Origin of the sequence: Stenotrophomonas sp. T8, assembly GCF_051853085.1 — a bacterium.
Taxonomy (GTDB): Bacteria; Pseudomonadota; Gammaproteobacteria; order Xanthomonadales; family Xanthomonadaceae; genus Stenotrophomonas; species Stenotrophomonas sepilia.
In genome coordinates this window covers 471,273-483,511 of the sequence record NZ_CP195329.1, presented here as the reverse complement: position 1 = coordinate 483,511, position 12,239 = coordinate 471,273, and the positions used below count along the sequence as shown (strand labels likewise).

Sequence of the window (12,239 nt, the reverse complement as noted above, 5' to 3'; positions counted from 1 at the left end):
GCAGGTGTAGTGAAAGGATTGCACCGGTAGTGCCGGCTGCTGGCCGGCACCGGTCGCATCAGGAAGGTGGGTTGCCGGCCAGCGGCCGGCACTACCGAAGCGTGAACTCAATCTCGCCGTCACTGACGTCGGCCACGGCCTGGTAATCGGCCTCGGCCTGGAAATCATCCAGCCGCATGCGGCTGCCGCTGGCGACCACCGTCACCGGCACTGCATGGAAGCGCAGCGGTTCCCCCTCGACCAGGCGATCGGCGTCGCGGCCGGGGCTGACCACCCAGACCTTGCCTTCGCCATCTGCGCTGTAGACCTGGGCCCGGCCATCGGGCTCAACGCACAGGGCGGTGTCCTCATCGACGCCGATGCCGACGATGTCAGGGTCGCCGCTGTCCTGGGCGGCACGTGCCACGAACACGATCAGGCGGCCGAGCCGGTCCCGCTTGTCGAAATGGGTGTCGGTGACCACGCGCTGCAGGTAGGGCATCTGCAGGAAGCCGCTGTCCAGGGTCACGGCACTGCCCATCGGGTCGGCCAGCGCACCGGCCGAGGTGATGCTGCCGCCATCCATGGCGCCATAGGCATAGCCGCCGAGGATGGCCAGGCCAGCGCTGGTACCGGCAATCGGCTTGCCGGCGCGCACATGGGCGTTGAGTGCACGGTTGAGTGCGGTGCCCTTCCAGAAGCGGATATAGCGGGACTGGTCGCCGCCGGCAATGAAGATGGCATCGGCCGCCGCGACCACGCGCAGCACCGCCGGATCATCGGCACCGCGGCGGCTGTCGAAGACCAGGGTCTGCACTGCGGTGGTGCCGCCGATCTCGCGGTACAGGCGGTCCTGCAGTTCGTCGCCACCGGAGGCACGCAGAATCAGCACACGGCCATTGCCGGCCTGCTTCAGCCACCACTGGAAGGCCTCCGGCACCCACTCGCCACCGCCCATCAGCATCATGGCGGGCGCGCGCGAACCGGGACGCGGAGATTCCAGATCGCCGACTTCGTAATAGGCGAAGCCGGGGCCCTGCAGGTCCTGCGCGGGCGCGGCCAATGGCCAGCCCAGCACCAGCAGCGCCAGCCAAGCGAAGGGGCCAGGGAGGGTCCGGTCGAGGCGTCGCATCTTGATCTCCCTGAACAAAATCGAGTTGCAAGCGTTTTCACTCTTTGCCAGATAGGGGCCCAGTAGTCAAGGACATGAAAAAGGCGTTAAATGCGCGCGCCCATTCCGAAGTCTGAATGGGGGACAGGGCCCCTCCTCTGCGGGCCGGCTTCATTTCCGAGAATTCCTCATGCGTAGACAGGCGATGGCGTGGTCGATCCAGCTGGCGTTGATGGGCGTGGCTGCTTCCGCGGCGGCCCAGGCACCGGCTTCCTCTTCGGTGCAACAACTGGATGCGGTGCAGGTCACCGGCTCGCGCATTCCGCGCGCCCAGGTGGAAGGCCCCGCTCCGATCACGGTGATCAATGCCGAGCAGATCCGCTCCAGTGGCTTCACCAGCGTGCCGGACGTACTGCGTGCAATGACCCAGAACGGCGGTGAGACGCAGAGCCAGCAGTCTTCCAGTGGCGCCGACTTCTCGCCGGGCGCCCAGCAGGTGGACCTGCGCGGCCTGGGCCCGAACCACACGCTGGTGCTGGTCAATGGTCGGCGCATTGCCGATTTCCCGATGCCGTTCAAGGGCCGCAGCAACTTCACCGATGTCTCCAACATCCCGCTGGGCATGATCGAGCGCATCGAAGTGCTGACCGGCAGCGCCTCGGCCATCTACGGCTCGGACGCGATCGCCGGCGTGGTCAACTTCATCCTGAAGAAGAAGGCCGACGGCACCACCATCGACATGCGCATGGGCACCACCACCGAAGGCGGCGGCGAGTCGTTCGACATGAGCCTGGCCAGCGGTTTCAGCCGTGGCAACTTCAACGCCGTGTACAGCGTCGAGCTGCAGTCGCAGACCCCGCTGTGGGCCTATGACCGTGACATCCAGGACTCGACCCGGGATGGCCCCACCGAGGGTTCGCGCATCGCGCGCCGTGCCTATCTGCGCACCGACTACAACGATGACTACCTGGACCCGGGCGCCGCCACCTGCGAAGCGCTGTCCGGCCAGAACCAGGGCAGCACCTATCGTGCCTACCGCCCGAAGTATGGCTACTACTGCGGCAGCGACAGCTCGATCGGCTACGGCACCATCCTCAGCAAGCGCCGCGGTGCCAACGGCTACGCGTCGCTGAGCTACGACTTCGACAATGGCCAGCAGTGGTTCGCCGACGCGCAGCTCGGCTACCACACGATGTCGCTGATGCGCGACGTCACCCAGTGGGGCCGCATGGATGCCAACGGTGATGAGTCGGGCTACTTCAACAACGAAGCCACTGGCGAGATCGAGTTCTGGCAGCGCCAGTTCTCGCCCGAGGAAATGGGTGGCCTGCGCAACGCCATGGTGCGCAGCACGCAGAAGACCTTCAGCGTGACCACCGGCTTCAAGGGCAACCTGATTGGCAACTGGGATTACGAAGCGGCGTTGAGCCATTCGCAGTACCAGTCGCGCATCAGCTGGGCACAGATCATTGCCGCCAAGGCCAACGACCTGTTCCTCGGCCCGCAGCTGGGCGTGGATGACGACGGTTTCCCGGTCTACAACGCCGATCCGTCACGGCTGTACCGTCCACTGACCCGCGCCGAGTACGACTCGATCGCCGCGCGTACCACCTACACTCCGAAGTCGCGCACGGAGACTGCCGCCTTCACCCTGACCAACTCGGCCCTGTTCGCTCTGCCGGGGGGCGACGCCGCGTTTGCCGCGACCGTGGAAGTGGGCCAGCAGGCCTATTCGCTGAACCCCGATCCGCTGGCGACCGGGTACTACTACTACAGCTGGAAGGATTCGGACGGCAAGGGTTCGCGCAACCGCTGGGCGACGGCTGCGGAGCTGCGCATGCCGCTGCACGACACGGTCAACCTGAGCATGGCGGGCCGCTACGACCAGTACCGCTATTCCGGACACAGCATCGGCAAGGCGACCTGGAGCGGCGGCCTGGAATGGCGCCCGATCGATACCCTGCTGGTGCGCGGCTCCTACGGCACCGCATTCCGTGCACCGGACCTGCACTATGTGTTTGCCGGACCGGGCAACGACGAGACCAGCGCCGAGGATCTGTACACCTGCCGCCTTGAGGAAGCCAGCGACTGTTCCGATTACGAGCGCAACCTGATCCGCAGTCGCACCGGCAACCGCCAGCTCGAACCGGAAACCAGCACCTCGTGGAGCGCCGGCATCGTCTGGTCGCCGGCGATCGGCCTGGACCTGTCGGTGGACTGGTTCGACATCGACATGCGCAACCAGGTGCAGGACATGGACGTGCGCACGCTCCTGGCCAACGAAGCAAACTGCCGCCTGGGCAGCGCCGACATCAATTCGCCGACCTGCGTGGACGCGCTCGCCCGCATCACCCGCAGCAACGACGGACGCCTGTATGGCGTGCACGTGGAGCCGATCAACGTCGCCCGCGAATCCACCTCCGGCATCGACGTCGGCCTGCGCTATCGCCTGCAGACGGGCATCGGCGATTTCATCTTCAACGGCACGCACACCTGGGTGAAGAAGCATGATTTCCAGCGCTACCCCGGCGACCGCACCGAAGACCAGTTCGCGGTCAACAGTGGCTTCGACATTCCGCGCACCAAGACCAGCCTGAGCGTGACCTGGGAGAAGGATGCGTGGTCGGCAACGGTGTACGGCTCGCGCCTGGGCAAGCTGCCGACCTCGGACAGCTACGACCAGGTGTTCGACTGGGATAGCGGCGACAGCCCGTACGTGACGGCGACCTATCGCTACAACGCCTCGCTGCAGTACCGCTTCGACGACCACTCGCGCCTGTCGCTGTCGGTGGTCAATGTGTTCAACAAGATGCCGCCGAAGGACCGTACGTACACCGCTTACCCGTACTACGACGTGTCCTGGTTCGACAGTGTCGGCCGCACGATCAACCTGCAGTACACCCACAAGTTCGGTGGCAGCGCACTGTAAGTGCCTGGCCAGCGCCGATACAGGGGACCCCCGCTTTGGCGGGGGTTCTCTTTTCTGCCGCCTGAACGGTACCCACGCGCAGGCTCCGGCCTGACCGGCCAGCGGGGGATTTTAGGAAACAGCTGATTCCGCGCCATCAGCGCCGCTCCCTAGCATCGTTGCATGCTCCGCTTTCCCCGCCCTTCGCTGCAGCAGGCCGTGCCATCAACCACCGCGTCGGTGTTGCTGCGCTGCCTGACCGTCTGCGTCTTCATCTGCCTGGCCGCCGCGGCCGGATTCTACCTGCTCACGGCATTCACCGAAGACATCTCGACCCATCGCCGCGAGATGAATGCAGCGGCCTACAAGGCACAGATCTATTTCGACCAGCGCGAAGCCCTGCTGCGCTACCTGGGTGATTCGGTGCTGGCCGGCAACCCGGATGCACCGGCCGCAGACAGCGAGGGCGTGCGACAGCTGCCGCTGGATGGTCCCGGTGGCCAGCCGGGCCAGCGGCTGCTGCTGTCAGCGCGCGCTGAGCACACGCTGCAGGCACTGCAGACGCACCTGCTGCTGATCGATGCACACGGCGCGCATTGGCTGGCCGGGGGCGAGGTCGACGTCGACCTGGTGCACCTGCCATCGCTGCGTGCGCTGCAGGCACGCAGCGGCAGCCTCGAGGGTGCAGACCCGGTGTACTGGCTGCGGCCGGGTGACAGTGGCGTTGCGCTGGCGCAGCCGGTACAGGCGGGCCCCCAACCGGCGCAGTGGCTGGTGCTGCTGCTCGATGGCGCGGCGGCGGCGAGCATGATCGACGGCCAGGGCATTGGCGGTTATGCGCTGCTCGACCGTGCTGGGCAGCCTGCATTATCCAGCCAGGCACCGCGGCTGGATGGTGCGGGCTGGAAGACCCTGCGGGAGCGCCAGGACGACAGCTTCGGCACGTTGTGGAGCGGCGGCCTGCCGCGCGGCGTAGCGCTGGTGAAAAGTGTCGGCAATGACGGCTGGCGGTTGGTCTACCACCTGCCGCCACAGCTGCTGCTGGGCGACCTGGCCGTGCCCCTGCTGGTCTGCGTGCTCTTGCTGCTGCTGGCCGGTGTTGCGCTGCGCCTGATACGGCATCGCGTGGAGCTCCAGCTGATCGAGCCGGCCCTGCAGCAGCACCGCCGCCTGCTGGAGAACCTGGACTTCAGTTCGACGGTGATCGACATGGCGCCGGTCGGCATCTGCGTCCTGCGCCGCAGCGACCGCGCGTTGCTGCTCTCCAACCAGCTGCTGCGCGACTGGCTCGGCGAAGAAGGCGAACACAGCGACTGGCAGGCACCATGGCGCGGACATGCCGGCGAACGCGGGCGTGGACTTGAATTCACCGCCCGCGATGGGCGCCAGCTGCAGGTGCTGCACGCGGCCTGCCGCTACCAGGGCGATGACGTGCTGCTATGCGTCTTCCATGATATTTCCCGGCACCGCCAGGCACAGGCCGCACTGTCGTCGGCACGCCAGGCCGCCGATGCGGCCAACCAGGCCAAGAGCGCGTTCCTGGCCACCATGAGCCATGAGATCCGCACCCCGCTGTATGGCGTGCTGGGCACGCTGGAGCTGCTGGGGCACACCTCGCTGGACGCCCGGCAGTCGCAGTACCTGCGCACCATCGAGAGTTCCTCGTCGGTCCTGCTGCAGTTGATCAGCGATGTGCTGGATGTTTCCAAGATCGAGTCAGGCCAGCTCAGCCTGGAGCCGACGGCATTCTCGCCGCGCGAGCTGACCGAGAGCGTGCTGCGCAGCTTCGCCGCGTCGGCCACCTGCAAGGGCCTGCAGATCCTGGTCTGTACCGATCCGAGCCTGCCGACACGGGTGCTCGGTGATGCCGACCGCATCCGCCAGGTGCTGGGCAACCTGCTCAGCAATGCAATCAAGTTCACCGAGCATGGCCGGGTGGTATTGCGCGTGCGCCAGGTGCAGCGCGAAGCTGAATCGAGCGTGCTGGCCTGGCAGGTGACCGATACCGGCGTGGGCATCGCTGCGGAGGAACAGGCGCGGTTGTTCGAACCGTTCCGCCAGGTCCGCGGCGCAGCCAGCGCGCAGGGCACCGGCCTGGGCCTGTCCATCAGCGACCGCCTGGTACGTCTGATGAGCGGCGAGCTGCAGGTGGTGAGCGAACCCGGGCTGGGCAGCAGCTTCAGCGTCCGCCTGCCGTTGCCGGTGCTGGCCGCTGCCGAGGATGGCCCCACACTACTGCCGGAACCACCGATCCTGGTGCGCGGCCGCGACCGCGAGCTGGTCGACAGTGCCTGTGGCTGGCTGTGTCGCTGGGGCGCCAACGCGCAGCCCCTGCTTGGCGACCCGGCGTTGCTGGACCATGACGGTGCGATCCTGATGGATGGCGAAGCCGGGATGCCGCTGGCCTGGTCGGGCCCGCGCGTGGTGGCTTCGATCGAGGGCGGTGACCAGCCGATCACTGCCGGTGATGGCAGCCTGGTGGTGACCCTGCACAGCATGACCGCGATCGGCAAGGCGCTGGCCAGCGTGCAGCACCAGCGTGCAGCGCAGCCGGTGGCCACGCGTACGGCACCACCGATGCCTCTGGGCCTGCGTGTGCTGGCCGTCGAGGACAACCCGATCAACCGGGTGATCCTGGCCGAGCAGCTGCGCACCCTCGGCTGCGACGTGGAGCTGGCACAGGATGGCATGGAAGCGTTGCAGCGGTGCCGTGAGCAGTGCTTCGATCTGGTGGTGACCGATATCAACATGCCGCGCATGGACGGCCACGCGCTGGCCCGCCAGCTGCGCGATGACGGCAACCCGGTACCGGTGATCGGCGCCACCGCCAATGCCACCGCAGAGGAGCGCGAGCGCTGCCTGGCCAGTGGCATGCAGGGCTACCTCAGCAAACCCGTCGACATCGCCCGCCTGCGCAAGGCGCTCACCGCCCTGCGCCAAGGAGACCCCGCATGACCCAGCGCGTCCTGATCCTGGAAGACCAGCCCTTCCAGCGTGGTTTCCTGGCCAATCTGTTCGGCAGCCGCGCCGGTGTCCAGGTCGATGCCTGCGAAGACGTGGATGCCGCCATCGCACTGTGTGCCTGCCAGCCCTACGACCTGGTGGTCAGTGACCTGCTGATGCCCGGGCAGGACGGCATCCAGTTCATCCAGGCACTGGCGGCGCAACCACGCCCGCCGCGCCTTGCCGTGGTCAGCGCGGCCCCGCGGCGGATGATGACCTCGGCACGGCTGATGGCCGAATCGCTGGGGCTGGATGTGATCGGCCTGCTGCCAAAGCCGGTGGCGGCCGCCGACGTGGACGCGCTGTTCGAGGCGCTGGCGCAGGCGCGCCCGGCCACCGACAAGGCCCCCTCACTCGCGGCAGCGGCAGTCCCCGAACCGGATGCGTCGCAGCTGCGCCAGGCGATGGCCGATGGCAGCCTGACGGCGTGGTTCCAACCCAAGAAGTCACTGCAGTCCGGACGGGTGGTGGCGGCCGAAGCACTGGTGCGCTGGCGCCACCCACAGCTGGGCACGCTGGCCGCCGGCAGCTTCCTGCCGGCGATCTGCCGCTACGGGCTGGAGGGCGACCTGCTGCGGATGATGCTCAAGGCCAGCATCAGCGCACAGGCGCGTTGGCGCAAGCAGGGCTTCCGGGTACCGGTGTCGATCAACCTGCCGCCTCATCTGCTGGAGCAGTCGGACCTGCCCGATGAGCTGCTGGCGCTGACCCTGGCCCACGGCGGGACGCCCGGCGAGTTGTGCTTCGAACTGATGGAGAACAGCACCACGCGGCACGTCAGCGACTTCTATGCCGGTGCCTGCCGGCTGCGCATGAAGGGCTTCGGCTTGGCCCAGGATGATTTCGGGCAGGGCCTGAGCTCGGTCCACAACCTGGTCAATACCCCCTTCACCGAGGTCAAGATCGACCGCGCGCTGGTCAGTGGCTGCGCCCGAGACCCGGCCCTGCACCTGACCCTGTCGACGGTGATCGCACTGGCCAACCAGCTGGGCCTGATCATCGTGGCTGAGGGCGTGGAAAGTGATGCCGACCTGGCCGCACTGCGGCAGTTAGGGTGCAGCCAGGTGCAGGGGTTCCTGATCTCGCAGGCGCTGCCGTCGGACGAATTCAACCGTTTGCTGGACGAGGAAGCACCGCAACTGGACGAAAGACCGCGGGCCGCCCTGCGCTGACGCGGATTCCACGACGGCTTCACAAAAACATCAAGCGGCATTGATGATCCTGTCTATGCAGTAGCGGCGGACTTCGCGCCGCCACCGGTGCCGATGTCCGCCCCATGCCCTGAGACCTGCCATGCCGGCCGAGGCCGCTCCTGTACGCCGACTCGCTCGCCGCTCGCTCCGCGTCCATGCCCTGTTGATCGGCGTGGTGGTGCTGGCGACCCTGCAGGCCGGACTGCTGCTGTCGGCCGGCTCGCAACTGTTGAACGAAGAGCGCAGCAAGATCGAGTACCACTTCCGCCGCCTGGACGGTACGTTGCGCGAGCAGGAGCGCTTCCTGCGCCAGTGGCGGCTGCATGATGTCGGCGTACGAGGCCAGCCGGTTGCCGATGCCAGCGTGGAACTGCAACGCGGTCCGTTGTATGCCAACTTCGCGGTGATCGGGAGCGAGGGGGCCGGTCGTTCGCCACCGACCGAGCTGGGCGACCGGTTCCTGCGCTTCTACGGCACGTTCTGGTCCGCTTCGCGCTACCCACCACCGCAATGCCTGCTGGTCGATGGCCAGGGCACACGCGGGCTGCTGGCACCGGTACAGACCGTCGGTACCGATGCAAGCCAGAACAGCCCGCATCACCTGCGACCGGCGATCGCCGACATCCACCGCGCACTGGGTACGCGGCCCACGCTGCAGCGCGGCGGCATCGCCTGGGTAAGCGTGCCGTGGCGCGACCGGCAGACCTGGCTGCTCGCCATCGCCCACACCCCGCAGGATGCGCGCCTGTGGGGTGAGGACGGCAAGGATTCGCAGGCCGCGCTGGCGTGCCTGCTCGATCCGGCACGTGTCGATGACTACCGGCAGGTGCTGGGTGTTCCGGTGTTCCAGCGGCTGTCGCTGTTCGATGCCGATGGCCAGCGCCTGCTGGGCGATGCAGCAGACGCCAGTGACGCTGGCACCTCCTGGAAGGCTGGCCTTGCAGGCCTGCAGTTCCGCATGCGCAGCGAGCGCGGCTGGCTGGCGGTGTACCACGTCAGCTGGCGGCAGGTGTTCCAGCACCCACAGGGGCCCTTGCTCGGTGCGACCGTGGTGGCCCTGCTGCTGGCACTGGGTGGCACGCTGGTGCTGCGCGCGTATCGGCGTTCGGTCATCGAGCCGCTGCGCAGCAACCACGCGCGGCTGCTGGAAAGCGAAGCCTTCAGCCGCACCATCCTGGACAACGCGCCGATCGGGCTGTGCCTGCTGCACCGTACCGATGGCAATGTGCTGCTGGACAACACCCTCGCCCGCCGCTGGCTGGGCGAAGACCACCACAGCGGAGGCTGGCATGGCCCTTGGCGGCGCAGCGTGCTGTCCGCTGGAGGCACCACGCTCGGCGATGGGCTGGCCTACACCACGCCCGAAGGCCGCCACCTGCTGGTGACCGCGACGCCGGCGCGCTATCGCGGCGAGCCGGCGGTGCTGTGTCTGTTCATCGATCTCAGCAGCCAGCACGAAGCCGAGCAGGTGCTGCAGCAGGCGCGCCGTGCCGCCGACCAGGCCAACCGGGCCAAGAGCCAGTTCCTGGCCACCATGAGCCACGAGATCCGCACGCCGCTGTACGGCGTGCTCGGCACCCTCGAACTGCTCGGACTCACGCCACTGGATGCGCGTCAGCGGGACTACCTGGGGACGATCCAGCGTTCGTCCTCGACGCTGATGCAACTGATCAGCGACATCCTCGATGTCAGCAAGGCCGAGGCCGGGCAACTGAGCCTGGAACCCAGCCCGTTCGATCCAGTGCATCTGACCGAGGATGCGCTCGACTCGTATGCTGCCGCGGCCGCCAGCAAAGGGCTGCAGTTCTACGCCTGCATCGATGCCGACGTGCCGTCCGTGGTGTGCGGTGATGCGGCACGGATCCGCCAGATACTCAACAACCTGATCAGCAACGCGCTGAAGTTCACTGACAGCGGACGCGTGGTGGTGCGCGTCTCGGCACGCTGGCAAGAGCAGCGCTGCTGGCTGCAGTGGCAGGTCGCCGATACCGGCATCGGCATTGCCAGCGAGCACCAGGCACACCTGTTCGAGCCGTTCTTCCAGGCCAACCCGGGCACCGATGCGATGCGCGGCACCGGCCTGGGCCTTTCCATCTGCGCGCATCTTGTGGCGTTGATGGAAGGCCAGCTGCGCGTGGTCAGCGAGAGCGGCCTGGGCAGCAGCTTCAGCGTAGAACTGCCGCTGCCCCCGGCGCCGGCCGATCCGCAGCAATCTCCTGCGCCGCAGTTGCCTGCGGGCCTGCAGGTACAGGTGCGGGGCGGTGTGCGCGAGCTGGTCCAATCGCTGTGCGAGCGCCTGCAGCAGCGCGGTGCCCTGGCCAGCGTATACCGCGATGAAAGCGCGGCGGGCTTGCCGTCGTCCACCGTGCTGCTCGACCTGGTCCTGGACGACGCGTTGCCCGGGTGGGTGGATGGACCGCGTGCGGTTGCCTGCCGCGACGGCGGCGTGCGGCCACGGCAGATCGATGGCGCCTGGCAGGTTGGCCTGCACCGGTTCGACGCGATCGTGCTCGCGTTGGCTGCCGCCAGTGGCCAGCCGCTGGCGGCCAGCGCCGAAGGGCGCCTGCCGGCGACGCGCCGTTTCGGCCTGCAGGTGCTGGTGGCCGAGGACAACCCGATCAACCAGGCGATCCTGCGCGACCAGCTGGAACAGCTCGGCTGCCGCGCCGTGGTCGCCAGCGACGGCAATGAAGCGTTGGGCTACTGGCATCAGGACGAGTTCGCGCTGGTGCTGACCGACCTGAACATGCCCGGGCTGGATGGCTATGGCCTGGCGCGCGCCTTGCGGGCGCGCGGTGTCAGCGTGCCGATCCACGGCGCCACCGCCAATGCCGACCCGGCCGAACGCCAGCGCTGCCAGGAATCGGGCATGCAGGGCGTGCTGGTCAAGCCGATCACGCTGGAAGCGCTGCAACGCCTGCTGATCCAGATCACCCGGGGCGATGCAGCGGTTGCCGCGCCACCGCAAGCACCGGAATCCACCGATACGGGCGATGATGATCTCCCGCTGCAGGTTCCCGCGAAGATGCAGGCGTTGTTCGTGCAGACCATGCAGGCCGACCTGGACAGCCTGCGCCAGTCGATTGCCAGCGCCGATCCCGCGCGCGTGGTGCAGGTACTGCATCGCATCCGTGGCGCACTGGTCATCGTGGGCGCACCCGCCCTGGTGGACAGCGGCCTGCAGATCGAGCACAGCCTTGCGAGCGGCGATGACCTGACCACCCAGGCGGCGTCGCTTGCCCGCTTCCAGCGACGCCTCGAACAGCTGTTGCATCCGCTGCTTGATGCGGCCTCCCCTTCCCCACCTGACGACCCGACCCTGCCATGACCACACGGATCCTCATCGCCGACGACCACCCGATCGTGCTTGCCGGCATCCGCGACGTATTGGCCGGGGAACTGGATCTGGACGTGGTGGGTGAGGCGGCCGACCCGGCGACGCTGATCGAACTGATGACCCGCACCCGCCCGCAGGTCGTGATCACCGACTACAGCATGCCGGGGGGCGACCGCTTCGGTGACGGCATCAAGCTGATCTCGTTCCTTCGCCGCAGCTTCCCGGAGACGCGCCTGCTGGTGCTGACGATGGTGTCCAATCCGTCGTTGGTTGCAGCCATGTATGCCGCCGGCGCCGGCGGCGTCGTGCTCAAGAGCCATGGATTGGGCAGCCTGGTACAGGCCCTGCGCGTGGTGCTGGCCGACCGCGTCTACCGGCCACCGGGCCTGCTGCCGGTCGCGGCGAGCGAACCAGCCGATGCCGATGCGGTCCGTGCACGCCTGTCGCCGCGCGAACTGGAAGTGATCCGACTGTTTACCGGCGGCATGAGCGTGGGCGACATCGCACGCCAGCTGCAGCGCAGCGCCAAGACGGTCAGCACGCAGAAGATCAGTGCGATGCGCAAGCTCGGCGTGGACAGTGACCAGGCACTGATCGAGTACTGCCTGCAGGCCTCGTTGTTCGCCTGAGGCCCACTCCAGGCTGAATCCTGCAGGCCCCGTGCGGGGGCCTGCGACGGCTTTAGGAAACGCCTGATTCCATAGGACA

Annotated in this window: 6 protein-coding genes; 5 read left to right on the top strand and 1 reads right to left on the bottom strand. The window is 67.5% G+C overall.

What is annotated here, in order from left to right; translation table 11 throughout:
• Nucleotides 1-91 precede the first annotated feature (91 nt).
• On the bottom strand, nt 92-1,111 hold the full coding sequence (locus tag ACSDHM_RS02135) for a cyanophycinase (RefSeq protein ID WP_134972560.1): 1,020 nt from the start codon (nt 1,109-1,111) through the stop codon (nt 92-94).
• Between the two features lie 169 nt (nt 1,112-1,280).
• On the opposite strand from ACSDHM_RS02135, the gene ACSDHM_RS02130 reads away from it, so the two are divergent.
• The 5 genes from ACSDHM_RS02130 (at nt 1,281) to ACSDHM_RS02110 (ending at nt 12,160) form a co-directional block, all read left to right on the top strand.
• On the top strand, nt 1,281-4,019 hold the full coding sequence (locus ACSDHM_RS02130) for a TonB-dependent receptor plug domain-containing protein (protein ID WP_439426612.1): 2,739 nt from the start codon (nt 1,281-1,283) through the stop codon (nt 4,017-4,019).
• 162 nt (nt 4,020-4,181) lie between these two features.
• Entirely contained in the window at nt 4,182-6,953 is a 2,772-nt protein-coding gene (locus ACSDHM_RS02125) for a response regulator (RefSeq protein WP_088496493.1), read from the top strand.
• A complete protein-coding gene (locus ACSDHM_RS02120) occupies nt 6,950-8,173 on the top strand; it encodes an EAL domain-containing response regulator (RefSeq protein ID WP_088496492.1) in 1,224 nt (407 codons plus the stop codon). Before ACSDHM_RS02125 ends, ACSDHM_RS02120 begins: the two co-directional genes overlap by 4 nt.
• A gap of 121 nt (nt 8,174-8,294) precedes the next feature.
• On the top strand, nt 8,295-11,522 hold the full coding sequence (locus ACSDHM_RS02115; RefSeq protein WP_088496491.1) for a hybrid sensor histidine kinase/response regulator: 3,228 nt from the start codon (nt 8,295-8,297) through the stop codon (nt 11,520-11,522).
• A complete protein-coding gene (locus ACSDHM_RS02110) occupies nt 11,519-12,160 on the top strand; it encodes a response regulator (protein ID WP_049416983.1) in 642 nt (213 codons plus the stop codon). Before ACSDHM_RS02115 ends, ACSDHM_RS02110 begins: the two co-directional genes overlap by 4 nt.
• Nucleotides 12,161-12,239 lie beyond the last annotated feature (79 nt).